This is a genomic window from Streptomyces sp. NPDC001796 (assembly GCF_042892355.1).
In the GTDB taxonomy this organism is placed as follows: domain Bacteria; phylum Actinomycetota; class Actinomycetes; order Streptomycetales; family Streptomycetaceae; genus Streptomyces.
Map to the genome: position 1 here is coordinate 152,183 of NZ_JBIAUC010000003.1, position 23,851 is coordinate 176,033.

Here is a 23,851-nt window from a genome sequence, read left to right on the forward strand (position 1 = left end):
GTGATCGGCATCGTCAGCACGGAGGTTCCCATGATTCGCCGGACACTGCAGAGCGGCCTGGTGGCCGCGGTCGCGATGTTCGCGCTGGTGCCCACGGCCGCCGCCGCCGTCGCCGCCGACGGCGGCCGGCCCACCCCGGCACCGGTCGTGCGGACGGTTCCGCACCGCCCGCACATCCTGCTCCCCGCCCCGGCCCGGCACATCGCGGCCCGGCACCGCGCGCACCGCTCCACACGCTGCTCCCACCCCGCCCGCCACACCCGGCATGTCACCCGCGTGGTCCACCACCGGCGCCCCGTCCGCCTCGTGGGACACGTCGCCACGCGCCACGTCAGACTGAACGTCCGCTCCGGTCCCGGCTTCCGCTACCGCGTCGTCGGCCACGCGCACGTCAACGGCCGCCTCGTACTGGTCTGCAAGAAGAACGGCTCGTACGTCTTCGGCGACCGGCGCTGGTACAAGCTCTCGGGCAACCGGGGCTACGTCTCCGCCCACTACGTCCGCACGCGGGGCGCACTGCCCTGGTGCTGACACCGCGACCGCTCTCCCCTCCAAGGGACGGCCTGCCCGGCTCACGCATGTGACCGGGCAGGCCGTCGGTGTGCTCCGTCCCGGCGACTCAAGTCGCCCATTTCTCATACCGGTCCCGATGTGTGGCGGCACCGAGCCCCCGGGAACACATCTCGACAACAAGGGCGAACCACCCAAATAGGATTAGGTGTTGAGGGACAGGTCATGAGACAGCCCCAAGGATCCAGACCGTGAAGGCCGGCGCGGCACGGACGGCGGCGCCCTGCGGCACCTCGGCCGCAGCGCCCCCACAGACGGACGAGGCGTTCGTGACCACGCTGCGCGACCTGAAGGAGCGCACCGGTCTCAGCCTCGCGGCCCTCGCCGCGCGCACCCCGTACAGCAAGTCCGCCTGGCACCGCTATCTCACCGGCGCCCAACGGCCCCCTCGTTCGGCGGTCGAGGCGCTCGCCGCACTCGCCGGCGCCGACTCCGCTCCCGTGCTGACCCTGTGGGAGGCGGCCGACCGCCCGCCGCCCGCGGACACGCCGCCGCACGACGGCCCCCCGCCGCGGACCGCCCGGCCGCGCCGGCTGCCGCTGTCGGCGGTCGCCCTGATCGTCGCGGTCACCGCGGTGGCCGTCGCCCTCCTCGCCTCCGACCGCTCCGGTGCGCCGGGCGGACGGCTCGCGGCAGCCTCGCCCCGGTGCCGGGGCGACGCCTGTCAGGGGCGGTTGCCCGACGTGTCCGCCTGCGACCGGGACGCGCAGACCAAGAGCAAGGTCCGCGACGCCTCCTATGCGGTACGCCTCCAGTACTCCCCGAGCTGCGGCACCGCCTGGGCCGAGGTCGACGCGGACGCCTCCGACGCCCGCGTCATCTCCGTCCGCAAGGGGCGGGACATGCTCTCCGCGGCGTATCCGGGAGACGGTTCCGGCGGCTCGGCGAGCCCCATGCTCGCCGTGACGTCGCCCGACGACGTGGAGGCGTGCGCCAAGGTGGACGGCAAGCTGGCGTGCACCGGCCTGGACGCCGAGCCCGCCGAGGAGCACTGACCGTATGCCCGAGTCGGTCCCCGCCCCGGGAATGTGCGGTCTCCACGCTCTGTCCCTGCCGGAGGTCCTACATGTTGTAGGGTTTGGCTCGTCCGTCCGCCGGTCGGTATCGGCCGGCCCGTTGTGCGCCGATCGGGGGATCTGTGCGGGAGTCCGAGGAGCCGTCACCAGCGGGCGGCCCGATCTTCGAACGGATGGTGGACCGGGCTCTCGGCCATCCGGTGATCGCGGCGGCGATCGGCGCCACCGGGGCGGGACCGGTGCGCGAGCAGCTGCGTGTGCGGGCACTGGAGGCGCGCGACCGCCTCGCCGGGATCGCCGCCGACGAGTACCACCACTACCTCGCGCTGCGGGCCGCGGCCGTCGACTGCGACAGGCCGGCGGGGGACGGCGACGATCGTATGCAAAGAAGACTGCTGCCAGCGCTCGCGGTCCTGGTGCCGAGCCTCGGCGCCGCGGCCACGGGAGTGTTCCTGCTGTGCGGCTTCGGACTGCGGGCCTTCGCCGTGCGCCCGCACATCGGCGACGGGCTCGTGATGTCCGGGGTGATCGCCGCCGTCGTGACGGCGGGAGCGGCCCTCGGGGACCTCGCCTGGCTCCTGGCGGCCCGCGCCCGGACCCGCCGCGACGACGGCGACCACCCCGCAGACCGCGATCCCCGGGTGCGCCGGGCCCGCGAGGCCTGGGAGCGCGCCCTGCTGGAGCGGGCGATCATGCCGTTCCTGCTCGAACACGCGGACCTCGAACGCGCCGGGCTCGAGCACACGGAGGAGAGAGCCCCATAGCCAGACCCGTAGACTTCCAGGGGGTTCCCGTTCGGGTGAACCTGTCGCCCCCGGCGGCCGTCCCGCGCCCCCCCTCACGGGTTCGCGGGAACGGGATCGTCCTTGCCGGACTCCTACCCTAGGAAAAGCCACCGTTACCCCTACGAAATGTAGGGTCGATGTGAGTGTTTCCGTCCATGCCGGTCGCTCCGGCCTCTTACTCGTCAAGGTGAGTCATCGCGGTGCCCCCACAGCAGCAAGCAGAGATCGTCCAGCAACGCGCCCGGCGCCCGCAGGGCGCGGCGGGGGAGGGCCCGTCCCTGCCCGCGCGCCTGGGCCCCGGGGCGGCCGTCGCCACGGTCTGGTACCTGCGGCTGATGGCCCTGCTGAACATCGTGGCCGTCGTCTCGCTGCCCTTCCGTGAGGAAGTGCACGAGCACAACGGCGGTCAGTTCTTCACCCCCTACCTGGCCACCGCCGGACTGGTCTCGGCGGCCCTGGCCCTGTTCCTGGCCATGGTCATGCGGCGCCGCAAGCGCGCGGCCTGGATCGCCAACATCCTGCTCGCCGGCCCGCTGCTCGTGCTCTACGCGGCCGCTCTGACCCAGCACCAGTACAACCGGCACGTCTTCAACTGGATCTCCGCCCTGCTCACCGGTCTGTTCGTGGCCGCGCTGCTGCTGGGCCGCAAGGAGTTCCGGGCCGTGGGCGACCGCTCCAACCCCAAGCTCGCGCTGATCGTCGCCGCCTGCGGCATCGTCGTCAGCGGCGGCATCGGCACCCTGCTGGTGGACGCCACCAACAAGGCGCACACCGAGGCCTCGGCCTCCCTCGCGGACAAGATCGTGTACGCGCTGCTGCGCGGCGTCAGCGTCGGCCCGCTCGCCGACCACATCGAGCACGTGCACGCCCCCCGCTGGGTGGACATCACCATCAACGTCCTGACGGCGGCGACCTTCCTCCTCGTCCTGTACGCCTGCTTCCGCGCACCCCGCGGCCGCGAGCTCCTCGGCGAGGAAGACGAGCGACGGCTGCGCGAACTGCTCGCCAAGCAGGGCGAGCGGGACTCCCTCGGCTACTTCGCGCTGCGCCGCGACAAGGCCGTGATCTGGTCCCCGAGCGGCAAGGCCGCCATCGCCTACCGGGTGATCGGCGGCGTCACCCTCGCCTCCGGCGACCCGATCGGCGACCCGGAGGCCTGGCCCGGCGCCATCGAGGAGTGGCTGGAGGAGGCCCGTAGGCACGCCTGGACGCCCGCCGTCATGGGCGCGAGTGAAGAGGCCGGCACGATCTACGCCCGGCACGGACTGGACGCCCTCGAACTGGGCGACGAGGCGATCGTGGAGGTCGCCGACTTCAGCCTCGAGGGACGCGCGATGCGGGTCGTGCGGCAGGCGCACAACCGGGTACGGCGCGCCGGATACACCGTGACCATCCGCCGCCACAGGGACATTCCCGAGTCCGAGATGGCCGAGCTGATCGAGAAGGCCGACCACTGGCGCGACGGCGCCACCGAGCGCGGCTTCTCCATGGCCCTCGGCCGCCTCGGCGACCCCGCCGACGGCTGCTGCATGATGCTGGAGTGCCGCGACAGCGAGGGCGAGCCGCGCGCCCTGCTCAGCTTCGTCCCCTGGGGCGAGCGGGGCCTCTCCCTCGACCTGATGCGCCGCGACCGCGACTGCGAGAACGGCCTGATGGAGTTCATGGTCATCGAGCTGCTGCTGCGCGCCCGCGACCTCGGCATCGAGCGGGTGTCGCTCAACTTCGCCATGTTCCGCGCGGTCTTCGAACGCGGCTCCCGCCTCGGCGCCGGACCCGTCCTGCGGCTGTGGCGCTCGGTGCTGACGTTCTTCTCCCGCTGGTGGCAGATCGAGTCCCTGTACCGGGCCAACGCCAAGTACCGGCCGGTCTGGGAGCCCCGCTTCCTGCTGTTCGAGAACACCCGCGACATACCCCGGATCGGTATCGCCAGCGCACGGGCCGAGGGGTTCCTGACCGTACCGAGCCTGCCGGCCCTCTTCCGCCGCCGGCACGCCCCGGCCGCCGGGGGACAGCCGAAACCGGCGTACGGCAGCGGCCGGTGACGGCGGAAGGTCATTGAGCGGCAAAGTCCCGGGTCCGCGGTGAGACACCGCGCCCGGGACTTCGTATGAGTGGGGAGGGGGAAACCCCCCCCAGCGCCGCCCGCCCCTTTCCGGAGGTACCCCGCCCGTGACCGTCGTCAAAGCACCCCCGGCCCCGGTCGACCGGGGCCACGACGAGGAGCCTTCGCAGGGCTGGCAGTTCAACTCCTCCCTGGGCCTGACCCTGCTGCTGCTCGTGCTGGTCGTCGGTCAGGGCCCGATCCGCCGGGCGCTGGGCGCGCCGGTGATGCAGAGCTGGATGACCGTGTTCCTCGCGGTGGTCGTCCAGGCGCTGCCGTTCCTCGTCCTCGGCGTGCTGCTGTCCGCGGCGCTCGCCGTGTTCGTCCCGCCGTCGTTCTTCGCCCGCGCGCTGCCGAAGCGGCCCGCCCTCGCGGTGCCCGTCGCCGGGGTGGCCGGGGCGGTCCTGCCCGGCTGCGAATGCGCCTCGGTGCCGGTCGCCGGGGCGCTGGTACGCCGGGGGGTGACGCCCGCGGCGGCGCTGGCGTTCCTGCTGTCCGCGCCCGCGATCAACCCGATCGTGCTGACCGCCACCGCCGTGGCCTTCCCCCGTGACCCCGAGATGGTCCTGGCCCGGTTCCTGGCGAGCCTGCTCGTTGCGTGCGCGATGGGCTGGCTCTGGCAGCGCCTCGGCCGCTCCGACTGGCTGCGGCCGCCGGCCCGGGCGTCGTACGAAGGGCAGAGCAAGGGGGCCGCGTTCTGGGGGTCCGTACGGCACGACGTGATGCACGCCGGGGGCTTCCTGGTCGTCGGCGCCATGGCCGCGGCGACCCTCAAGGCCGTGGCACCGGCGAGCTGGCTGCGGACGGCGGCCGGCAACCCGGTGGTGGCGGTCCTCGCGCTCTCCGTGCTCGCGGTGCTGCTGTCGATCTGCTCCGAGGCGGACGCGTTCGTGGCGGCCTCGCTGTCGCAGTTCTCGCTGACCGCGCGGCTGGCGTTCCTGGTGGTCGGGCCGATGATCGACCTGAAGCTGTTCGCGATGCAGGCCGGCACCTTCGGCCGCTCCTTCGCGCTGCGGTTCGCGCCCGCCACCTTCGCGCTTGCGGTCCTGGTGTCGGTACTGACCGGGGCGGTGCTGCTGTGAACCGTCAGGCGCAAGCGGCCGTCCTGTTCCTGGTCGGCGGGGCACTGCTGCACGCCGGGACCACCAGCCTGTACCTGCGCTACGTCAAGGCGGGCCTGCAGCCGCTGCTGCTCGCGGCCGGCGCCGTCCTGATCGCGGCGGCGGGCGCCACCTTCTGGTACGAGTTGCGCCGCGCGCGGGCGGCCCGCAAGCACCCGGGCGGCGAGGCACACGACCAGCATGACGAATCCGCCGACGGCCACGGCCATGGCCACGCCCACCGGGAGCCGGGGATCTCCTGGCTCCTCGTGCTCCCGCTGTTCGCGCTCATCCTGGTCGCCCCGCCCGCGCTCGGCTCCTACAGCGCCCTGCGCTCGGGTACGGCCCTCCAGCAGCCCCTGGCCTATCCGGCCCTGCCGTCCGGTGACCCGGTGAGGCTCGGCCTGGTGGACTACGCGGGCCGCGCGGCGTACGACCACGGACGCTCCCTCGGCGGCCGGAAGGTGGAGATCACCGGGTTCGTCGCCCTGGACCGCACAGGGACGCCCTACCTGGTCCGCATGGCCCTCAACTGCTGCGCAGCCGACGCCCAGCCGGTCAAGATCGGCCTGACCGGCAAGCTGCCGCCCGTCCTGCAGCCGGACTCCTGGCTCGACGTCACCGGCACCTACACGGCGAAGCGCGCCAAGGACCCCGTCAACGGCGGGATCATCCCCTACCTCGACGTCATACAGGCGAAGCCCGTCGCGACACCCGGCGACCCGTACGACGAGAGCTGGAACAGCTGAGCGCGGTCCGGCGCCTGGGCAGCGTCAGGCGCCGGACCCCCGGACCCCGTCCAGGGCCACGGTCAGGACCCGGTCCCGCTGCTCGTCGTCCAGGAAGTTCGTCGCCGTGATGCCGGCGACCATCCGCAGCAGGTCGTCGAAGGTCATGTCCGTGCGCGCCTCGCCGGCCTGCTGCGCGCGCTCGAAGAGCGGGCCGCCCGCCCGGTACATGGACTCCCGGCAGGCCAGGAAGATCTCCGACTCGTCGTCCATCGCCTCGCGGATCGCCCGCTTGGTCACCGTGTAGTCCACGAACCGGCGCAGCCACGAGGTGAGCGCCTCCCACGGCTCACGGTCCTCGACCTCCCGCGCCACCCGGCACAGGTCGTTCACCTCGCCCGCGTAGACGCTCTCGAAGAGATGGCGGCGGGTGGGGAAGTTGCGGTACAGCGTGCCGATCCCGACGCCCGCGCGGCGCGCGATGTCCTCAAGGGACGCCTCCGCGCCGTGCTCCGCGAAGGCCTCGCGGGCGGCGGCGATCAGGGCGTCGTAGTTGCGGGCGGCGTCCTTACGGTGCGGCCGCTGGGACGCCACGATCTCACTGACGGGGAACGGCGGGGTCGTCACTGCTGCCTCCCGAGGCCGGCCGGTTGAAGCGGAGGTATGCCTCCGCTACAGTGGAGGCACGCCTCCACTTTAACAGTCGGGGTGCGTCCGCCCCGGACGCGTGCGGCCACGCGCGCCCTCGGGGGCCTCGTACCCATGACCTCGTACTGCGGGCCCTGCGCCGATCGCACCGCCCGCCCTCACTCCATCCGCTCCGCGACCGCTCCCCGCGGCCGTCGGCGTGCTCCACGCTGCCCTGACGCAGGACGGAGTCCTACGACCGCGGCCGGAAGAACCCGGCCGCGCCCTGTTCGGAAAGGCTTTTATGCCCCGGAAGTCCACCCGCCTCACCTTCGCGGTCCTCGCGACCGGTGCGGGCGTGTTCTCCATGTTGCAGTCCCTGATCGCGCCGGCCCTGCCGACGGTCCAGCACGCGCTGCACACCTCGCAGTCCACCGCGACCTGGGTGATGACGGCGTACCTGCTGTCCGCCTCGGTCTTCACACCGATCCTCGGACGGGTCGGCGACCTCGTCGGAAGGAAACGCACACTCGTCGCGGTGCTGCTGACGCTGCTGGCCGGCTGTCTGCTCGCCGCGCTCGCGCCGAACATCGGCGTGCTGATCGTCGCCCGGGTCGTCCAGGGCGCCGGCGGCGCGCTGTTCCCGCTGTCGTTCGGCATCATCCGGGACGAGTTCGCCCCGGCCGAGGTGAGCGGCAGCATCAGCAACCTGTCCGCCGTGATCGCCGCCGGTGGCGGCGTCGGCATCGTGGCGGCCGGTCCCATCGTCTCCGCGCTCGACTACCGCTGGCTGTTCTGGATCCCGGTCGCCGTCGTCGCCGTCACCACACTGATCGCCGCGCGCTTCGTGCCCGAGTCGCCGAGCCGGGCCGAGGGACGCGTCAACTGGCTCGGTGCCGTCCTGCTGTCCGCGTGGCTGGTGGCGCTGTTGCTGCCGCTCAGCCAGGCGACCAGGTGGGGCTGGGGATCGGCCAGGGTGATCGGTCTCTTCCTCGCCGCCGCCGCAGTGTTCGCGCTGTGGCTGACGGCCGAGGCGCGTTCCCGCAGCCCGCTCATCGATCTGCGCGTCCTGCGGCTGCCCGCCGTGTGGACGACCAACACCGCCGCGCTGCTGTTCGGCGCGGGCATGTACGCGATCTGGTCCTTCCTGCCCGCCTTCGTGCAGACGCCCCGCTCCGCCGGATACGGCTTCGGCGCGTCCGTCACCGCATCGGGGCTGCTCATGCTGCCGATGCTGGTGGCCATGTTCGTCTCGGGCGTGCTGAGCGGCCGCCTGGAGCCGGTCGTGGGAGCCAAGGCGCTGCTCACTGCGGGGGCCGCGCTGGGTGCGGTCGCCTGCGGGTTCCTCACCCTGTGGCACGACGCGCAGTGGCAGGTGGCTCTCGTGGCGGGCGTGTTCGGCTTCGGCATCGGACTGGCCTTCGCCTCCATGGCCAACCTGATCGTCGGCAGCGTTCCGGCCGAGCAGACCGGTGCGGCGACCGGGATGAACGCCAACATCCGCACGATCGGCGGCTCCATCGGCGCGGCCGTCACCAGTGTGCTGGTGACGGGTCGGTTGCAGCCGACGGGGCTGCCGTACGGCTCCGGGTACACGCATGGCTTCGGTCTGCTGGGGGTGCTGTGCCTCGGCGCCGCGCTGGCCGCGTTGCTGGTGCCGGGCAGGCGCGCGTTGCGCACCGAGGGTGCGCCGCGAGCCGCTTCGCGCCCGGAGCGGGAGGCTGCCACGTCGGGTACGTGACGTACCGAGCCTTGCCGCCCCTGAGGGTCCCCGGAGGCGGCAAGGCTCGGTCGGTCGCGAGCGGCCGGTCTTCGGTATCGCCACCGCTGAGGTGATGGGCGTAATGGGCAGCCCCTGGCTCATCGCCTCCATGGCGCTGACAGTGGTCGCCGCGCTCCTGCTGGGCACCGCGGTACTCGGCGTCCAGGACGACGTGGTCACGCACCTCGACAAGTCCGAACAGACGTCCCCCTCGGAGTCCGTCATCGCCCGGCTGCCCCGCCTGTCGATGATCACCGGACTGTTCTCCCTTGCCTGGCTGATCGTGGTGGTCCTGTTGATCGTCCGCCCCGGCTCGACGACAGGCGCATGCCGGCTCAGACCGCCACCCCGCCGGCAGGGAAGTCGCGCCGACGGCTCAGCGTGGTGAGCACGGGCCGTGCGGCGAGTTCGGTGCCGGGGCGTGCCGCGCCGCCCATTCGATGCTCCTCGGCGGGCAGCGCCCGAGGCAGGCCGCTGATGGCGCCTCAGCCCTCACCGCCGTCCGCGGCCACCTGCGCGAGTGTGCGTCCGCTGCGGACCGACCGGGCGCGGCGCGGGTCGGGCGTCCGATGGCCGCCGGAGCCGGCGCGCCCCGCCTTCACCAGCAACCAGGCCTCCTCCCTGTCGCCCCGCTCCGCGCCGCGGAACCGGGTGAGGGCGTACTCGCCGTGCAGCTTCGACCCGTCGAGCCGGAACGTGGCGTGCCCGCGCTCGAGCGACTCCTCGAAGGGCACGGGGCGTCCGCGCCGGTCGTGGCTGAGCGGCTGGTAGGTGCCGCGGTCCCAGACGATCACGGTCCCGCCCCCGTACTCGCCGGCGGGAATGACGCCCTCGAAGTTCTCGTACTCCAGCGGATGGTCCTCGGTGGGCACGGCGAGCCGCTTGTCGCCGGGGTCGGCGGACGGCCCCTTGGGGATCGACCAGGACTTCAGGACGTCGCCGACCTGGAGCCGGAAGTCGAAGTGCAGGGTGCTCGCGTCGTGGATCTGCACCACGAAGTGCGGCTCCTCGCCGGATGCCGCCACCTCGCCCCGGGGCTCGGCGGTCCGGTCGAAGTCACGTTTGCCGCGGTACTCCCGCAGCCGATCGCTGCCGCTCACGTCCGGCTCCTTCCGACTCGGTCCGGCGCCCGAGTACCCCGCAGGCCGTCATGACCACCGGACTGCGCGACGCGGTGGTGGCGTCTCCGGTGCGCGACCTGACGGCCTCCTGAAGGCACCCCGACCGAGCCGCGCCCACCGCACCGGGCCGGAGGCCCTGGCGGACCCTCGGCTCGCGCCGGGGGAGCGGGTAGTCTCCGGAGCATGCGGATCTCCGTCTCCTCGGACATGGACGAACCTGTGGCCCGCAGCCTCGTCGCCGAACTGAGCGGCCGTGGCCACGAGGTGATCACACACGGTGCGCTGATGGCCGGGGACGACCCGCAGTGGGCCGCGTGCTCCGAGGCTGCGGCCCGCGAGGTCGCCGACGGCACCTCCGACCAGGCGGTCGTGTGCTGCTGGACCGGCACCGGCGCGTCGATCGCCGCGAACAAGGTGCCGGGCGTGCGCGCGGCGCTGTGCACGGACGCGTACTCGGCGGACGGCGCCCGCCGCTGGAACGACGCCAACGTGCTCGCGCTCAGCCTGCGCCTGACCTCCGAGCCGCTCCTGAAGGAGATCCTCGACGCCTGGTTCGCCGCCCGCCCCAGCGAGGACCCCGAGGACCGGGAGAACGTGGCCCGCATCGGACGGCTCGACGGCCCGAGGGCCACCTCCTGAGGACCTGAGGCGATGGCGCCGGTCAGCCGCCCGCCACCAGTTCCGCGACCGGCTCCACCACCACCGCGGCGGACGACTCCACCGCGACGCCGTCCCGCACGCTCCACAGCCACAGCACGTCCCGCCCGAACGACCACACCAGCGACGCCAGCGCGCACCCGACGACCCCCACGTTCGCCGCGTACGGCAGCAACCCCGACGCGGCCACCAGCAGCGCGACGCCCTGCACCGCCGCCACCGTCTTGCGGGCCATGCTCGGCGGCAGTTCGCCGTTCAGCCACGGCAGCACCCGGGCCGCCGCCACGAACACATACCGCATCGCGCCGATCAGCAGCACCCACGGGCCCAGCGCCATCGACACGTACACGCTCAGCACCAGGATCAGGAACGCGTCGACCTCCATGTCGAAACGCGCGCCCAGCGCCGAGGACGTGCCCGTCCGGCGGGCCACCTTGCCGTCCACGCCATCCAGGATCAGCGCCACCGCCGTGAGCCCCACGAACACCGTCACCGGCGGCGCGCTCTCGAACGAGTCCGCGACCAGCGCGGTCACCCCGCCCACCAGGATCGCGCGGCCGAGCGTCACCCGGTTCGCCGGGCCGAACGAGCTGAGCCGGGAGCGGAGCACCGCCCGGGTGAGCACGGCCCAGGTGGCGAGCGCGAACGCCAGGCCCGTCAGCCAGCCGGCCGGACCCATGCCGATCACCGTGCCCAGCAAGGCCAGCAGCAGTACCTGCACGCCCGCCCCCACGGTCGTCTCCTGCTGCAAGAGCCTCGCCTCGTATGTGTGGTTCAGGGCCACCGCTCACCCTCCGGCCAAGTGACAGATTCGATCTTCGCGCGTACCTTGTGCGCGACTTCTCGTAGCTGCGTACGTGGTGAAACGCCGGATCGTTCAGGGAGACGCACATGGACCTCACAGCTCGTGCCTTCTGGCTGCGTTCGCCGGGCCACGGGGAGCTGCGGGACGTGGAGCTGCCGAAGCCCGGCGACGGCGACGTGCTGGTGCGCGCGCTGTACTCCGGTGTCAGCCGCGGCACCGAGACGCTCGTCTTCCGCGGCGGTGTCCCCCAGAGCCAGCACGCCGCCATGCGCGCCCCTTTCCAGGAGGGCGACTTCCCTGCCCCCGTGAAGTACGGCTACCTGAGTGTCGGGCAGGTGGAGCAGGGACCGGACGAGCTGGTCGGGCGGACCGTCTTCTGCCTCTATCCGCACCAGAGCCGGTACGTCGTCCCCGCCTCGGCCGTCACCGTGGTCCCCGACGCCGTGCCCGCCCACCGCGCCATCCTGGCCGGCACCGTCGAGACCGCCGTCAACGCCCTGTGGGACGCGGGTCCGCAGCTCGGGGACCGGATCGCGGTCGTCGGCGGCGGCATGGTCGGATGCTCCGTCGCCGCCCTCCTCGCCCGTCACCCCGGCGTCCGCGTCCAGCTCGTCGACGCCGATCCGGAACGCGCCGCGACCGCCCGCGCGCTCGGCGTCGGCTTCGCCCTGCCCGATGACGCCCTCGGCGACTGCGACCTCGTCGTCCACGCCAGCGCCAGTGAACAGGGGCTCGTCCGCGCCCTGGAACTCCTCGCGCCGGAAGGCACCGTCGTCGAACTCAGCTGGTACGGCGACCGGCGCGTCACCCTGCCGCTCGGCGAGGCCTTCCACTCGCGCCGCCTCACGATCCGCAGCAGCCAGGTCGGCACCGTCTCGCCGCGCGCTCGCGCCGGACGTGACTACGCCGACCGCATGGCCCTCGCCCTCGACCTGCTCGCCGACCCCGCGTTCGACGCGCTCGTCACCGGCGAGTCCCGCTTCGAAGACCTCCCCGACGTGCTGCCACGCCTCACCCGTGGTGAGCTCAAGGGGTTGTGCCACCGCATCCTGTACACCGCCGACTGATCCCCCGGCCGCCCGAGTTGCCCGACCTTGGGGGAAACTCCCGAAGAACTTCCAAGGAACCTCCGAACAAGGAGAACGGGCAGCTGAACAACGCGGAGGGGTCAGCCGTACTACACGGCATGCCCCCGAAGGGGACCAGACGCACCGCACCTGGAGGGTCGTCCGTTGTTCAGCATCACCGTCCGCGATCACCTGATGGTCGCCCACAGCTTCCGCGGCGAGGTCTTCGGACCCGCGCAGCGCCTGCACGGAGCGACGTTCCTCGTGGACGCCACCTTCCGCCGCGCCGAGCTGGACGACGACAACATCGTCGTCGACATCGGACTGGCCACGCAGGAGCTGGGCGCGGTGGTGAGCGAGCTCAACTACCGCAACCTCGACAACGAGCCGGACTTCGCGAACACCAACACCTCGACGGAGTTCCTGGCCAAGGTGATCGCCGACCGCCTCGCCGAGCGGATCCACAAGGGCGCCCTGGGCGAGAGCGCCCGCGGAATCGCCGGCATCACCGTCACGCTGCACGAGTCGCACATCGCCTGGGCGAGTTACGAGCGTGCCCTGTGACCGACACGACCATCGACCACGCGTCCGTGAACACCAGCGGGCAGCAGGCCCAGCCCCGCCTCGGCTATGTGCCCGTGCAGAACACGGCCCTCAGGAACGCCGACATCATCCCCATGTCCCTGCGCACCGTGCACTTCGTGATGCCGGGCGGCGTCGACGACCCGGCCACCCCCAGCGGCGGCAACGCCTACGACCGCCGGATCTGCCTCGACCTGCCCGGCTTCGGCTGGCAGGTGGAAAGGCACCTGGTCGAGGGCTCCTGGCCCCGGCCCGGGGCGCAGGCGAGGGCCGAACTCGCCCGTACGCTGCGGGACCTGCCGGACGGCACCGTCGTCCTGCTCGACGGCCTGGTCGCCTGCGGCGTCCCCGAGATCGTCGTGCCCGAGGCCGAACGCCTCTGCCTCGCCGTCCTGGTGCACCTGCCGCTCGGCGACGAGACCGGTCTGGACGCCGGGACCGCGGCCGAACTGGACGCCAAGGAGCGGGCCACCCTGCGGGCCGTGCCCGCCGTGATCGCCACCAGCGACTGGGCGGCGCGCCGGCTCGTCTCCCACCACGGGCTCGCCCCCGAGCGGGTCCATGTGGCCGCCCCCGGCGCCGACATCGCGCCCCTCGCTCCCGGCACCGACGGCGTCTCCCGGCTGCTGTGCGTCGCCGCCGTGACCCCCCGCAAGGGGCAGCACCGGCTCATCGAGGCCCTCGCCACGGTCAAGGACCTGCCGTGGACCTGCGTGTGCGTCGGCGGGCTCGGCCACGACCCGGAGTACGTGGAGCGGCTGCGCGCCCTCATCGACGAACACGGCCTGGCCGACCGGCTGCACCTGGCCGGCCCGCGGTCCGGTGCCGAACTCGAGGCCAGCTACGCCTCCGCCGACCTCATGGTCCTCACCTCGTACGCCGAGACGTACGGGATGGCCGTCACCGAGGCCCTGGCGCGCGGCATCCCGGTCCTCGCCACCGATGTCGGCGGCCTGCCCGAGGCGGTGGGCCGCGCGCCGGACGGCGGGGTGCCCGGCATCCTCGTCCCGCCGGAGGACCCCGGCGCGATCGCCGCCGAGCTGCGCGGCTGGTTCGGCGAGGCGGACGTACGGCGCCGGCTCAAGGCCGCCGCGCGCGGCCGCCGGGCGGCACTGGACGGTTGGGCGACCACGGCACGCAGCCTGGCGGGTGTGCTGGGCCGGCTGCGGCACGATCCTCGGAGGGCGGCATGAGCACGGGTACGACATCGGAGGCGGGGTCCGAGACGTCCACGGAACCGGGGCCCGGGGTGCTCCCCGCGATCCCCGCGCCCGGCGGCGGCGAGACCGAGGTGCCGCGATACGCCCCGCAGTGGCTGAGGCTGCGGGAGCCGGCCGACGCGGAGGGGCGGGCGCACGAACTGCTCGACCCGCTGCGGATCCGCCTCGCGAACCGGCCCCGGCACGGCACCGAGCTGATCGTGCACGACCTGGGCTGCGGCACCGGTTCCATGGGCCGCTGGCTCGCCCCGCTGCTCGACGGCCCCCAGCACTGGGTGCTGCACGACCGGGACCCCTACCTGCTGCACTTCGCCTCGGTGGGGGCGCCCCGCGCGGCGGCCGACGGCAGCCGGGTGACCGTCACCACCCAGCGCGGCGACATCGGACGGCTCACCCCGGACGCGCTGACCGGGGCGTCGCTGGTGACCGCGTCCGCGCTGCTGGACGTGCTCACCGCCGAGGAGATCGACACGCTCGCCCGGGCCTGCGTGGGTGCCGGTTGCCCGGCGCTGCTGACGCTGTCCGTCGTGGGCCGCGTGGAACTGACGCCGGAGCACCCCCTGGACCGGGAGATCGGCGAGGCGTTCAACGCCCACCAGCGGCGCGGTGACCTCCTCGGCCCCGACGCGGTGGGTGCGGCCTGCGAGGCCTTCGACCGGCTCGGCGCGAGCGTACGGGTCCATCCGAGCCCCTGGCGACTGGGCGCCCGGCAGCGGGAGTTGACGCAGGAGTGGCTGCGCGGCTGGGTCGGTGCGGCCGTGGAGCAGCGCCCTGACCTCGCGTCCCGTGCGGAGACGTATCTGCGGGACCGCCTGGACGCCTGCGCGGCGGGCGATCTGCGCGTGACGGTCCACCACAGCGACGTTCTGGTCCTGCCCCGCCCGACGGGAGGCGCGTGATGACGACGCGGACGGCGGCCCTGGCGACGGCGGCGGAGGAGGTGCGCGTGACCGTGACGGAAACCGTCCCCGTGGCGGCCGCCGCCCACACCGACGCACCCCCGCGCCGACGGGTCCTGCGCGCCCTGCGCACCCACGTCGGGACCCTCGCCGGGGCGCTCATCCTCGGGGTGCTGCTGTGGCGGCTCGGGACCGGCGTGCTGCTCGACGGGCTGCGGCGGATCGATGTGCCGACCCTTCTGGCCGGCCTCGGGATCGGCGTGCTGACCACCGTGTTCAGCGCCTGGCGCTGGTGCCGGGTCGCCCACGCGCTCGGCATCAGGCTGCCGTTCGGCGTCGCCGTCGCCGACTACTACCGCGCCCTGTTCCTCAACGCGGCGCTCCCCGGCGGCGTCCTCGGCGACGTGCACCGCGCGGTGCGGCACGGGCAGAGCGCCGGTGACGTCGGCCGCGGCGTCCGCGCCGTGGTCCTGGAACGCACCGCCGGCCAGATCGCCCTGGTGGCGGTGGGCGTACCGGTCCTGCTCACGGTGCCCTCGCCGGTGCTCACCCAGGCCCGCCATCTGGCCGGCCTGACGGCGCTCGCCATGCTCGGTGCGCTCGCCATCGTCGTGGCCGTCCGCATGGGTCGCGCGCCCCGTCCCTCCCGCAGGCGCCGGGCTTTCGGGGTCGCGCTCGCAGAGGCCCGCACCGCCCTGCTGGCGCGCGGGAGTTGGCCCGCCGTCCTGCTGTCGTCCGTCGTCGTGCTCGCCGGGCACCTGCTGATGTTCCTGGTGGCCGCGCGGGTCGCCGGATCGCACGCCTCCCCGGTCACGCTGTTGCCCCTGGCCCTGCTCGCGCTCATCGCGATGGGCCTGCCGCTGAACATCGGCGGCTTCGGCCCCCGGGAGGGCGTCACCGCCTGGGCCTTCGGCGCGGCGGGCCTCGGCGCGGACACCGGGCTGGGCGTCGCGGTCGTCTACGGCGTCCTCAGCTTCGTGGCGAGCCTGCCCGGCCTGCTCGTCCTGCTCGCCCGCTGGAGCACGGGCCTGCGGCACCCGCGCACCACGACGACGGACGCCGCCGAGGAGAACCGGGCCCCCGCGGCGCCCTCCCGGCCCCCCGTACCGGGCGCGGAGCGTACCCCCCACGCGCTCCGCGCCCCCCGTCCGCGCATCCGCCGCACCGGCTCCGCCCCCGCGCCCTTCCTGACCCGGGATCACCGGCGATGCGTCACACCGTCCTCGTCGCCGTCCGGCCCGACCAGGGAGAAATACGGCTCGAAGGACTCCGCGAGCGTCGCGAGCAACTGCTTCCCCTTCTCCGCGGAAGCCAGCGAAGGGCGTCCGATGACACCGGACTCCGTATAGGCCGACATACCGAGGGTGAGCAGATGCCGCCGGTCGTCGGCGATGAAATCCGTGGTCTCGTGACCAGGCCTGACCAATTCGGGATGACAGTGCAGAAGAATGGAGGTCTCGATTTCCCCGGCATGCATGTCGCTGAGCAGCGAGGTGCGCACCCCGGCCCGTTCCCGGGCCGCCTCCCAGTCCTCCGGGGCCGGGAAAAGCGCCATCCGCACACCGCTGCCCGAGGAATCCCGGACGGCATTGCCCTCCTGGACGACATTGCCGAGGACGTAATTACCGCCGTGACCGTTGACCAGGACCAGGGCCTGAACGCCCGAGCGTTCGAGCGACGCGGCGATGTCCCGTACCACCGCATGGAGAGTGACGGAGGAGATGCTCACCGTTCCCGGCCACGCCGCGTGCTCGTGCGAGCAGGAGATCGTCACCGGAGGAAGGAGGTGAACCGGATACGCGGCGGCCAGCTCGCGGGCGATCGCGCAGGCGACCAGCGTGTCGGTCGCCAACGGAAGGTACGGACCGTGCTGTTCGAAACTGCCCACGGGGAGGACGGCCACCTGACGGCGCACACCCTCCGCCCGCTCCCGCACGTCCCGCGAGGTGTCCGACGGCAGCACACCCGCGGTGCGGCCCCCGGCAGTACCCGCAGTTCCCGAACCGCTCATCACTTCACGGCCTTTCGTCTCGTACCGCCTGCGCTTACCAGATAGGAATCAGATCATGACAGACATTGACGGCGTGCTCGGCGGGAATGCCCCCTCGGGAGTCACCCGGATCGCGAACGTGCCCACCGGTGTCACCCGAGTCGTGAATGCACCCCTGCCCACCAAGTACGGTGATTTCCAGGCCGTCGGCTACCTCGACCACGACCGCGGCGACGAACAAGTGGCGCTGGTGTACGGCGACATCGAGGAAGAGGGCATGCTCGTCCGCCTGCATTCCGAGTGCCTGACCGGGGACGCCTTCGGGTCCACGCACTGCGAGTGCGGGCCCCAACTCTCCACCGCCCTCAGGCAGGTCGTGGCCGAGGGCCGCGGCATCGTCGTCTATCTGCGCGGCCACGAGGGCCGCGGCATCGGCCTGCTGGCCAAACTGCGCGCGATGAAGCTCCAGTCGGAGGGCCTGGACACCGTCGAGGCCAACCTCGCCCTCGGTCTGCCGGTGGACGCCCGCGACTACCGGGTCGCGGCGGAGATCCTGCACGACCTCGGCGTACGGTCCGTGCGCCTGCTCTCCAACAACCCGCGCAAGCGGGAGGCGCTGCTGCGGCACGGCATCAAGGTCGACGAGCAGGTGTCGCTGCTGATACCGCCGTGCGAGAACAACATCACCTACCTGCGCACCAAGCGGGAGCGGCTCGACCACTACCTGCCGCACCTGGACGCGGTGGTGCAGTCCTCGTGAGCGGCCCGCGCGGCGGCCGTCCGGCGCCGGCCGCCGCGCACCCCGCTCCCGTCGGTCCACCGACCGCCGTCGCCACGGCCTCCCGCCGGGACCCGCTGTCGGCGAGATCCTGAGGGATCTCCTCCGCGGACGCGTACCCTTCGTCGACGTCAGCCCCGTGAGCGTCGGACGCTTCGCCGCCGACGCCCCCGCGCCCGGAGGTCAACCGCGTATGACCGCACTCCACCTGTGGCTCCGCCACGAGTCCCGTACCACCGAACGGCGCACACCGATCGTGCCGTCCGACGCCCGGCGCCTGGTCGAGAGCGGCGTGACCGTGACGGTCGAGGACTCCCCGCAGCGGGTGTTCCCGGCCGAGGCGTACGAGCAGGTGGGCTGCCGTGTCGCCGAGCCGGGCTCCTGGGTGTCGGCGCCGCCGGAGGCGGTGATCGCCGGCCTGAAGGAACTCCCCGACGAGCCTTCCGCGTTGGTCCACCGACACCTGTTCTTCGGGCACGCCTACAAGGGGCAGCCGGGCGCCGCGGCCCTGCTGCGCCGGTTCGTCGCCGGGGGTGGCGCCCTGCTGGACCTGGAGTACCTGGTGGACGAGGACGGGCGGCGGCTCGTCGCGTTCGGCTACTGGGCCGGATACCTGGGCGCGGCTCTCGCCCTGCTCCAGCACCAGGGCCGGCTGACCGCGCCGCTGCGGCCGACGTCCAAGGAGGAACTGGACGAACAACTGCGCGCCGCCTCGGGCGAGGTGCGGGCGCTGGTGATCGGCGCCCTCGGCCGCAGCGGACGCGGTGCCCGGGTCGCGCTCGGCGTCGCGGGCGCCGACCCCACCTGCTGGGATCTGGCCGAGACCCGGAACCTGGACCGTCAGGCCCTGCTCGCCCACGAGCTGATGGTCAACACCGTCCTGACGACCCGGCCCGTCCCGCCCTTCCTGACGGACAAGGACCTCGACGAACCCGGGCGCCGCCTGCGCACCCTGTGCGACGTGACGGCCGACGTCGGCTCGCCCCTGAACCTCCTGCCGGTCTACGACACCCCGACCGACTGGGACCACCCGGTACGCCGGCTGCGTGAGCACCCCGTGCTCGACCTCATCGCCATCGACAACCTCCCGTCCCTGCTGCCCCTGGAGGCCAGCACCGACTTCTCGGGCGCACTCACCCCGCTGCTGCTGGACTTCGAGGTGGGCGGCGCCTGGGGCCGCTGCCGGGAGCACTTCGACGCCGCGGTCCGGGCACTCGGAGCCGGGGGAGAGGAAGGGAGCGACGTCTGAGTCCGCCGCGTACGGGCCGGCCCGGGGCAGACCTGGTGGGGCCGCTACCTGCTGGATCTCGCTGCGGATCCGACGCTTCCCGGCAGGGCCTCGTGCACGAGCTGCTTCAGCTCCGGGTACACGGTGTGCGAGCCGGTGGGCCGCAGCTGGGTGAGGAACTGGACCGTCAGGTCGTGCTGCGGGTCCACCCAGAACGTGGTGGTGGCCACCCCGCTCCAGCCGAACGAGCCCCGCACCGCAGGGGACCGGGTGAGTTCCGGGTCGGTGACCACGGAGACGCCCAGGCCGAAGCCGAGGCCCGCCTTGCCGGGCTCGCGGTGCACCCGGCTGCCGTACGACCGCAGGTCGGCGTCGCCCGGGAGCTGGTTGGAGGTCATCGCGGTGACCGTCTCGGGGGCCAGCAGCCGGGTGCCGTCCAGTTCGCCGCGGCGGCGCAGGAACTCCATGAAGCGGTGGTAGTCGTACGCCGACGCCACCATGCCCCCGCTGCCCGACAGGAGCCGGGGCCGTCCGTGCAGCGGCAGGCCCGGAATCGGGGTGATGCCGCCGCTCTCCGTCTCGCCGTACAGCTCCGCGAGGCGCGGCGCCCGGTCCTCGGTGACGTGCAGGCCCGCGTCCTCCATGCCCAGCGGCCCGAAGACCCGGTCGGCGAGGAAGGCGTCCAGGTCCTGGCCCGAGGCGACCTCCACGAGCCGCCCCAGGACGTTGGTCGCCACCGAGTAGTTCCACTGCGTGCCCGGCTCGAACTGCAGCGGCAGCCGCGCGTACACCTCGCAGGTCTGGGCGAGGTCCGTGCCGGGCACCACGGACGAGTCGATGCCCGCCTCCCGGTACAGCGCGTCCACGGGATGGGTGCGGTAGAAGCCGAACGTCAGGCCGGCCGTGTGCGTGAGCAGATGGCGGACCAGGATGGGCCGCTGTGCGGGGCGGGTCCGGACGGCGGGGCCGGTGCCGTCGACGTACACCCGTGGCTCGGCGAACGCCGGCAGGAAGTCGGCGACGGGCGTGTCCAGCCCGAAGCGGCCCTCCTCCATCAGGATCAGCGCGGCGACGGACGTGACCGGCTTGGTCATCGAGTACATCCGCCACAAGGTGTCGGGCTCCACCGCGAGCCCCTCGGCGACGTCGCGGTGTCCGTACGTGGCGAGGTGGGCTATGCGGCCGTGCCGGGAGAGGGCCACCAGGTAGCCGGGCAGCCGGCCGTCGTCCACCTGGTGTGCGAAGTGCTGGTCGAGGCGGGCCAGCGCCTTCGGGTCGAGGCCGACCTCCTCCGGCTCGACCTCCTGCCGCAGGTGTCCCATCGTTCTCCTCCGGTCTCTCCCGGTGCGGTCCCGGGCTCCCGGGTCCAACCTTTCACGCTCCGCCGCAGAACCGGGGCCGGTCCCTCCTCGGCGGAGCGGTCCGCCCCGGGGTGAGGCCGGCATCCTCCTGCGGCAGGTGACTGCTCACTACCCAGCTGATGCCGAGTGCCACCCCGATCGCCGCGCCGCCCCGGCGCAGAGGGTGTCCACCGGACGTACGTGGACGGTGTCCCCTCGGGAATGCGCGGCTCGGTCCCGGGAGTTGACCCGGGTATGACTCAGGACGGGACACAGGACGCTCTGCTCGCTCTGCTCTCCGAAGGCCGCGGTGGGGTGCTGGTCACCCTCAAACGGGACGGTCGGCCCCAGCTGTCGAATGTCAGCCATGCCTATGACCCCGGTGAGCGGGTCATCCGGGTCTCGATCACCGACGACCGCGCCAAGACCCGCAATCTCCGCCGGGACTCCAGGGCCTCCTACCACGTCACGAGCGCCGACCGGCGGGCGTACACGGTCGTCGAGGGCACCGCCGAGCTCTCGCCCGTCGCGAAGGACCCGTACGACGCGACGGTCGAGGAGCTCATCCGGCTCTACCGCGACGTCCTGGGCGAGCACCCCGACTGGGACGAGTACCGCGCCGCCATGGTCCGCGACCGCCGCCTCGTGCTGCGCCTGCACGTCGAGCGCGCGTACGGCATCCCCGAGGGGGCGAACCTGGGCTAACCCCGGACGCCGTCGTCGGTACGGGACTCGATCGCGCGCAGGACGGCCACCATGTCCTCGTGGCCGTGGCCCAGCGTGACGGTCTCCTCGAACAGGGCGTGGCAGACGTCGAGCAGCGGGGAGGCGACCCCCGCCTTGCGGGCGGCCTCGGCGATCAGCCGGTTGTTCTTCAGGACGTCGTGGGCCGCCGCCTGCACCGCGAAGTCGCGGGCGTACAGCTTCGGCGCCTTCATCCGGGACACCGCGCTGGCCATCGGGCCCGCGTCCAGGACGTCCAGGAAGAGCCGCCGGTCCAGACCGTGCCGGTCCGCGAAGTGGTACGCCTCCGACAGCCCGGTCACCAGCGAGATCAGGAACAGGTTGACCGAGAGCTTCATCAGCAGGGCGTTCGGCGCGGCACCGCAGACGAACGTCTCCCGGCACAGGGGTGCCAGCAGTGGCCGTACGACCTCCACGGCCGACTCGTCCCCGGCCAGCATCGCCACCAGCTGTCCGTCCTGCGCGGGCACCCTGGACCCGGAGACCGGTGCCTCGACATAGCGTCCGCCCGCCGCGCGCACATCGGCCTCGAGGGCGCGCGAGTATCCGGGCGACGTCGTACCCATGTGGACCACGACGCGTCCGGCGACGCGGGCCGCGAAGTCCGGCGTGCCTCGGCCCAGGGTGGCGTCGATCGCGAGGTCGTCGGCCAGCATGAGGATCACGACGTCCGTCCGCGCGAACACCTCGGCGGGATCCGCCGCCACCCCGGCGCCGGCCGCGCGCAGCGGATCGGTGCGGGCGGCCGTGCGGTTCCAGACCAGGAGCGGGGTGCCGGCCCGGGCCAGCCGGAGCGCCATCGGCTGACCCATGACCCCGAGACCGATGAAGCCGACGTCCATGGGGACCGCCCTCCCTGCGAGGCGTCGTCACGGGTTATGACAGCGGTCATAGTAGCGGGCCCTATGACACCGGTCATAGGGTGGGGGCCGAAGTGTCGAGACGGAGGTCACGATGGCGGTGTCCGAGCGCGGACCACGCGAGCGGATGGTCTTCAGCGCGGCCCAGCTGATCCGGCGCGACGGCGTCACCGCGACCGGCATGCGCGATGTCGCCGCGCACGCGCGGGCGCCACGCGGCTCGCTGCAGCACTACTTCCCCGGCGGCAAGGAACAGCTCGTCAACGAGGCGGTGGAGTGGGCCGGCCGGTACGCCGCCAAGCGGATCGCCCGCTTCCTGGCGTCGATGGCCGAGCCGACACCCAGCGGGCTGTTCGCCCAGATGGTCCGACAGTGGACGGACGAATACGCCAGAACCGGTTTCGAGGGCGGCTGTCCGGTGGCCGCGGCGGCCGTGGGCTGCGCGCAGTCCACCGACTCCACGCGCGCGGCGGCCGCGGCGGCGTTCGCCCACTGGACGCGCCCGGTCGCCGCGGCGCTGACGGACATGGGAGTCCCGGCGGCCCGGGCGGAACCGCTCGCGACGCTCATGATCAGCGCCCTGGAGGGCGCCCTGCTGATCGCCCGCGCCGAACGGGACGACCGGGCCCTGACGACCGTGGTGCGGGAGCTCGGACCGCTGCTCGACGCGAGCGTCGACAACGGCACCTCCGGGCAGTCCTAGGCGGTCTCCGGGCGCCGCTGTACGAGCATCATGGCCATGTCGTCGTTGAGCAGGCCGCCCGCGTAAGCCCGCAGGTCGGTGGTGATCTCCTTCAGGAGCGGCCCGGGGGCCTGGTCGGTCCACCGCACGACGCGTTCGGCAAGCGGGTAGAACGTGCCCTCGCTGTCGCGGGTCTCGGTGACGCCGTCGGTGTACAGAAGGATCCTGTCCCCCTCGTGGAAGGGGAAGGTCGCCGCCGTGTACGTGTTGTCGGACATGGCGCCGAGGCCGAGCGGTGGGGCGGGTTCGGTCACATGGAGCGCGGTGGCGGTCCCGGTCGCCCGGCGCAGCAGCAGCGGCGGCGGATGGCCGCAGCTGATCATGTGGACCACCGGCTCGTCGTCCGGGATGTCGAGCACCACGGCGGTCACGAAGCGCTCCGCGGCGTCGGGCTCGCATTCCGAGAATTCCGCCAGACCCCAGCGGACGGCGTCCTCGACGTAGGCGACCAGTTCCGTCAGCGGGATCTGCCGGTGGGCCGCCGCGCGGAAGGCGCCCAGCACGATCGCCGTGTCGCTGATGGACGCGAGGCCCTTGCCGCGGACGTCCCCCATGATCAGGCGAGTGGAGTCGGCGGTGCGGGCCGCTGCGTACAGATCCCCGCCGATGTAGGTGTCGGCCTCGGCACTCTGGTACTCCGAGGCGAGGGACACCGGCCCGGACCGCTCCGGGAGCGGGCGCAGGACGACACGCTGAGCGGTGTCCGAGACCGTGCGCGCCCTGATGAGTTCCCGACGGTGCCGGTCCCGCAGCTGGGTGAAGGCGACCAGGAGGGCGGACAGCGCGGCGAGTGAGGCGAGCTCGACCAGCACACTCTCGGTGACCAGGGTCCGCCGCTCCGCCCCCGCGGCGATCAGCGCGAGTACCGCGAGGGCACCGGTCAGCGCCGTGGGTCGAGGACCGGCACCGATGGCGGTCACCGCGGTGGCGACGACCAGGAGAGGGGCGAGGTGGATGTCCGGCGGCAGGAACGCGTCGGCCGCCGGGATGGAGATGATCAAGATCAGGGGGATGACCAGGAAGAGCGGGTGCGGCGCTGCCCGGCGCCAGACCTGGACGAACCTGGTCGCGGATGTAGTGGGGGTGGCAGCGCTCATTCCTGCTCCGGACGGTGGCGGCTTGGTGGGGG

24 protein-coding genes and 1 pseudogene are annotated in these 23,851 nt (G+C 72.9%); 18 read left to right on the plus strand and 7 right to left on the minus strand.

The genetic code is table 11. The features are described 5' to 3' along the window. Nucleotides 1-30 precede the first annotated feature (30 nt). The 6 genes from ACFYZE_RS07365 to ACFYZE_RS07390 all read left to right on the plus strand — a co-directional run bounded on the left by ACFYZE_RS07365 (nucleotide 31) and on the right by ACFYZE_RS07390 (nucleotide 6,321). Nucleotides 31-531, plus strand: a complete 501-nt coding sequence (locus ACFYZE_RS07365; protein ID WP_388989804.1) for an SH3 domain-containing protein — start codon at nucleotides 31-33, stop codon at nucleotides 529-531. 230 nt (nucleotides 532-761) lie between these two features. Beyond that, entirely contained in the window at nucleotides 762-1,565 is an 804-nt protein-coding gene (locus ACFYZE_RS07370) for a DUF2690 domain-containing protein (RefSeq protein ID WP_388989806.1), read from the plus strand. A 194-nt stretch (nucleotides 1,566-1,759) separates the two neighbouring features. Beyond that, nucleotides 1,760-2,350, plus strand: a complete 591-nt coding sequence (locus tag ACFYZE_RS07375) for a hypothetical protein (RefSeq protein WP_388989807.1) — start codon at nucleotides 1,760-1,762, stop codon at nucleotides 2,348-2,350. A gap of 221 nt (nucleotides 2,351-2,571) precedes the next feature. Further along, complete coding sequence (locus ACFYZE_RS07380) at nucleotides 2,572-4,413, plus strand: phosphatidylglycerol lysyltransferase domain-containing protein (protein WP_388989809.1); 1,842 nt, start codon at nucleotides 2,572-2,574, stop codon at nucleotides 4,411-4,413. A gap of 127 nt (nucleotides 4,414-4,540) precedes the next feature. Continuing rightward, the gene (locus ACFYZE_RS07385; protein WP_388989811.1) at nucleotides 4,541-5,554 is read left to right on the plus strand and encodes a permease; all 1,014 of its coding nucleotides are present in this window, start codon (nucleotides 4,541-4,543) and stop codon (nucleotides 5,552-5,554) included. Beyond that, nucleotides 5,551-6,321, plus strand: a complete 771-nt coding sequence (locus tag ACFYZE_RS07390; protein ID WP_388989813.1) for a TIGR03943 family putative permease subunit — start codon at nucleotides 5,551-5,553, stop codon at nucleotides 6,319-6,321. Before ACFYZE_RS07385 ends, ACFYZE_RS07390 begins: the two co-directional genes overlap by 4 nt. 24 nt (nucleotides 6,322-6,345) lie before the next feature. On the opposite strand, the gene ACFYZE_RS07395 is transcribed toward ACFYZE_RS07390, so the two are convergent. Continuing rightward, on the minus strand, nucleotides 6,346-6,927 hold the full coding sequence (locus tag ACFYZE_RS07395) for a TetR/AcrR family transcriptional regulator (protein WP_388989815.1): 582 nt from the start codon (nucleotides 6,925-6,927) through the stop codon (nucleotides 6,346-6,348). Nucleotides 6,928-7,231: 304 nt separating this feature from the next. Here ACFYZE_RS07395 and ACFYZE_RS07400 point away from each other — a divergent pair, with 304 nt between their 5' ends. Together ACFYZE_RS07400 and ACFYZE_RS07405 are read left to right on the plus strand one after the other, a co-directional pair. Continuing rightward, the gene (locus ACFYZE_RS07400; protein ID WP_388989817.1) at nucleotides 7,232-8,668 is read left to right on the plus strand and encodes an MFS transporter; all 1,437 of its coding nucleotides are present in this window, start codon (nucleotides 7,232-7,234) and stop codon (nucleotides 8,666-8,668) included. Nucleotides 8,669-8,771: 103 nt separating this feature from the next. After that, the gene (locus ACFYZE_RS07405; RefSeq protein WP_388989819.1) at nucleotides 8,772-9,077 is read left to right on the plus strand and encodes a hypothetical protein; all 306 of its coding nucleotides are present in this window, start codon (nucleotides 8,772-8,774) and stop codon (nucleotides 9,075-9,077) included. Between the two features lie 97 nt (nucleotides 9,078-9,174). Here ACFYZE_RS07405 and ACFYZE_RS07410 read toward each other — a convergent pair whose 3' ends face one another. Further along, nucleotides 9,175-9,789 carry a DNA polymerase ligase N-terminal domain-containing protein gene (locus ACFYZE_RS07410; protein WP_388989821.1) on the minus strand — a complete coding sequence of 205 codons (615 nt, stop codon included), beginning with the start codon at nucleotides 9,787-9,789 and terminating at the stop codon, nucleotides 9,175-9,177. A gap of 204 nt (nucleotides 9,790-9,993) precedes the next feature. Between ACFYZE_RS07410 and ACFYZE_RS07415 the strand changes: the two genes are divergently transcribed. Then, nucleotides 9,994-10,449, plus strand: a complete 456-nt coding sequence (locus ACFYZE_RS07415; RefSeq protein WP_388989823.1) for an RpiB/LacA/LacB family sugar-phosphate isomerase — start codon at nucleotides 9,994-9,996, stop codon at nucleotides 10,447-10,449. 22 nt (nucleotides 10,450-10,471) lie between these two features. Here ACFYZE_RS07415 and ACFYZE_RS07420 read toward each other — a convergent pair whose 3' ends face one another. Further along, entirely contained in the window at nucleotides 10,472-11,251 is a 780-nt protein-coding gene (locus ACFYZE_RS07420; RefSeq protein WP_388989825.1) for a CDP-alcohol phosphatidyltransferase family protein, read from the minus strand. Nucleotides 11,252-11,358: 107 nt separating this feature from the next. On the opposite strand from ACFYZE_RS07420, the gene ACFYZE_RS07425 reads away from it, so the two are divergent. From ACFYZE_RS07425 to ACFYZE_RS07445, 5 genes and pseudogenes are all read left to right on the plus strand, one after another. Next, nucleotides 11,359-12,339 carry an FAD-dependent oxidoreductase gene (locus ACFYZE_RS07425; protein ID WP_388989827.1) on the plus strand — a complete coding sequence of 327 codons (981 nt, stop codon included), beginning with the start codon at nucleotides 11,359-11,361 and terminating at the stop codon, nucleotides 12,337-12,339. Between the two features lie 165 nt (nucleotides 12,340-12,504). Beyond that, nucleotides 12,505-12,903, plus strand: coding sequence for a 6-pyruvoyl tetrahydropterin synthase family protein (locus ACFYZE_RS07430; protein WP_388989829.1), 399 nt, complete (start codon nucleotides 12,505-12,507; stop codon nucleotides 12,901-12,903). Next, nucleotides 12,900-14,114: a glycosyltransferase family 4 protein gene (locus ACFYZE_RS07435; RefSeq protein ID WP_388989831.1), complete on the plus strand. Its 1,215-nt coding sequence runs from the start codon at nucleotides 12,900-12,902 to the stop codon at nucleotides 14,112-14,114. The genes ACFYZE_RS07430 and ACFYZE_RS07435 overlap by 4 nt, the downstream gene beginning before the upstream one ends. After that, entirely contained in the window at nucleotides 14,111-15,040 is a 930-nt protein-coding gene (locus tag ACFYZE_RS07440; RefSeq protein WP_388989833.1) for a class I SAM-dependent methyltransferase, read from the plus strand. The genes ACFYZE_RS07435 and ACFYZE_RS07440 overlap by 4 nt, the downstream gene beginning before the upstream one ends. After that, nucleotides 15,040-16,023 (plus strand): annotated as a pseudogene (locus tag ACFYZE_RS07445) (YbhN family protein); the annotation flags it as partial. The gene ACFYZE_RS07440 and the pseudogene ACFYZE_RS07445, both read left to right, overlap by 1 nt. A 215-nt stretch (nucleotides 16,024-16,238) precedes the next feature. Here the strand turns inward: ACFYZE_RS07445 and ACFYZE_RS07450 are convergent. Beyond that, nucleotides 16,239-17,051, minus strand: a complete 813-nt coding sequence (locus ACFYZE_RS07450; protein WP_388989835.1) for a creatininase family protein — start codon at nucleotides 17,049-17,051, stop codon at nucleotides 16,239-16,241. 55 nt (nucleotides 17,052-17,106) lie between these two features. Here ACFYZE_RS07450 and ribA point away from each other — a divergent pair, with 55 nt between their 5' ends. Together ribA and ACFYZE_RS07460 are read left to right on the plus strand one after the other, a co-directional pair. Further along, complete coding sequence (ribA, locus tag ACFYZE_RS07455; protein WP_388989837.1) at nucleotides 17,107-17,790, plus strand: GTP cyclohydrolase II; 684 nt, start codon at nucleotides 17,107-17,109, stop codon at nucleotides 17,788-17,790. 211 nt (nucleotides 17,791-18,001) lie between these two features. Beyond that, nucleotides 18,002-19,057 carry a saccharopine dehydrogenase gene (locus ACFYZE_RS07460; RefSeq protein ID WP_388989839.1) on the plus strand — a complete coding sequence of 352 codons (1,056 nt, stop codon included), beginning with the start codon at nucleotides 18,002-18,004 and terminating at the stop codon, nucleotides 19,055-19,057. Between the two features lie 44 nt (nucleotides 19,058-19,101). Here the strand turns inward: ACFYZE_RS07460 and ACFYZE_RS07465 are convergent, their stop codons facing one another. Next, entirely contained in the window at nucleotides 19,102-20,358 is a 1,257-nt protein-coding gene (locus ACFYZE_RS07465) for a serine hydrolase domain-containing protein (protein WP_388989841.1), read from the minus strand. Nucleotides 20,359-20,631: 273 nt separating this feature from the next. On the opposite strand from ACFYZE_RS07465, the gene ACFYZE_RS07470 reads away from it, so the two are divergent. Then, on the plus strand, nucleotides 20,632-21,081 hold the full coding sequence (locus ACFYZE_RS07470; RefSeq protein WP_388989842.1) for a PPOX class F420-dependent oxidoreductase: 450 nt from the start codon (nucleotides 20,632-20,634) through the stop codon (nucleotides 21,079-21,081). On the opposite strand, the gene ACFYZE_RS07475 is transcribed toward ACFYZE_RS07470, so the two are convergent. Further along, the gene (locus tag ACFYZE_RS07475) at nucleotides 21,078-21,962 is read right to left on the minus strand and encodes an NAD(P)-dependent oxidoreductase (RefSeq protein WP_388989844.1); all 885 of its coding nucleotides are present in this window, start codon (nucleotides 21,960-21,962) and stop codon (nucleotides 21,078-21,080) included. The genes ACFYZE_RS07470 and ACFYZE_RS07475 overlap by 4 nt on opposite strands. Before the next feature lie 112 nt (nucleotides 21,963-22,074). On the opposite strand from ACFYZE_RS07475, the gene ACFYZE_RS07480 reads away from it, so the two are divergent. Beyond that, nucleotides 22,075-22,683: a TetR/AcrR family transcriptional regulator gene (locus tag ACFYZE_RS07480; protein ID WP_388989846.1), complete on the plus strand. Its 609-nt coding sequence runs from the start codon at nucleotides 22,075-22,077 to the stop codon at nucleotides 22,681-22,683. Here ACFYZE_RS07480 and ACFYZE_RS07485 read toward each other — a convergent pair. Then, nucleotides 22,680-23,819 (minus strand): PP2C family protein-serine/threonine phosphatase, encoded by a 1,140-nt coding sequence (locus tag ACFYZE_RS07485; RefSeq protein ID WP_388989848.1) that lies wholly within the window; start codon nucleotides 23,817-23,819, stop codon nucleotides 22,680-22,682. The two genes, ACFYZE_RS07480 and ACFYZE_RS07485, sit on opposite strands and share 4 nt — an antisense overlap. Nucleotides 23,820-23,851: the final 32 nt, after the last annotated feature.

Coding starts and splice junctions, on each gene's coding strand:
- ACFYZE_RS07425 (WP_388989827.1), top strand. CDS start 11,359: ATGGACCTCACAGCTCGTGCCTTCTGGCTGCGTTCGCCGGGCCACGGG.
- ACFYZE_RS07465 (WP_388989841.1), bottom strand. CDS start 20,358: ATGGGACACCTGCGGCAGGAGGTCGAGCCGGAGGAGGTCGGCCTCGAC.
- ACFYZE_RS07485 (WP_388989848.1), bottom strand. CDS start 23,819: ATGAGCGCTGCCACCCCCACTACATCCGCGACCAGGTTCGTCCAGGTC.
- ACFYZE_RS07440 (WP_388989833.1), top strand. CDS start 14,111: ATGAGCACGGGTACGACATCGGAGGCGGGGTCCGAGACGTCCACGGAA.
- ACFYZE_RS07480 (WP_388989846.1), top strand. CDS start 22,075: ATGGCGGTGTCCGAGCGCGGACCACGCGAGCGGATGGTCTTCAGCGCG.
- ACFYZE_RS07375 (WP_388989807.1), top strand. CDS start 1,760: ATGGTGGACCGGGCTCTCGGCCATCCGGTGATCGCGGCGGCGATCGGC.
- ACFYZE_RS07470 (WP_388989842.1), top strand. CDS start 20,632: ATGACTCAGGACGGGACACAGGACGCTCTGCTCGCTCTGCTCTCCGAA.
- ACFYZE_RS07415 (WP_388989823.1), top strand. CDS start 9,994: ATGCGGATCTCCGTCTCCTCGGACATGGACGAACCTGTGGCCCGCAGC.
- ACFYZE_RS07460 (WP_388989839.1), top strand. CDS start 18,002: ATGACCGCACTCCACCTGTGGCTCCGCCACGAGTCCCGTACCACCGAA.
- ACFYZE_RS07450 (WP_388989835.1), bottom strand. CDS start 17,051: ATGAGCGGTTCGGGAACTGCGGGTACTGCCGGGGGCCGCACCGCGGGT.
- ACFYZE_RS07405 (WP_388989819.1), top strand. CDS start 8,772: ATGGGCAGCCCCTGGCTCATCGCCTCCATGGCGCTGACAGTGGTCGCC.
- ACFYZE_RS07475 (WP_388989844.1), bottom strand. CDS start 21,962: ATGGACGTCGGCTTCATCGGTCTCGGGGTCATGGGTCAGCCGATGGCG.
- ribA (WP_388989837.1), top strand. CDS start 17,107: ATGACAGACATTGACGGCGTGCTCGGCGGGAATGCCCCCTCGGGAGTC.
- ACFYZE_RS07400 (WP_388989817.1), top strand. CDS start 7,232: ATGCCCCGGAAGTCCACCCGCCTCACCTTCGCGGTCCTCGCGACCGGT.
- ACFYZE_RS07365 (WP_388989804.1), top strand. CDS start 31: ATGATTCGCCGGACACTGCAGAGCGGCCTGGTGGCCGCGGTCGCGATG.